This is a genomic window from Chitinophaga agrisoli, assembly GCF_008386695.1.
Classification (GTDB): domain Bacteria; phylum Bacteroidota; class Bacteroidia; order Chitinophagales; family Chitinophagaceae; genus Chitinophaga; species Chitinophaga agrisoli.
In genome coordinates this window covers 1-235 of record NZ_VUOC01000185.1, presented here as the reverse complement: position 1 = coordinate 235, position 235 = coordinate 1, and the positions used below count along the sequence as shown (strand labels likewise).

The 235-nt window shown below is 54.0% G+C and carries 1 protein-coding gene; it reads left to right on the top strand.

Going from position 1 to position 235, the window contains the following annotated elements; all coding sequences use genetic code 11:
• Positions 1-235, top strand: a 235-nt coding sequence (locus F0L74_RS34900; protein WP_188316301.1) for a KOW motif-containing protein, incomplete at both ends; no start/stop codon positions are given.

Genomic DNA, 235 nt, shown 5'->3' with positions numbered 1-235 from the left:
GCATGATGGCCGCACCATCCGCTACCCAGACCCACTTATCAAAGTCAACGATTCCATCCAGTTAGACATCGCAACTACGAAGATTATGGACTTCATCAAGTTTGAGTCTGGGAACTTGTGTATGATCACGGGAGGCCGTAACTTGGGGCGTGTGGGCACCATCGTGTCCCGCGAGAGACATCCCGGCTCCTTCGACATTGTGCACATCAAGGACTCCACGGGACACACCTTCGCC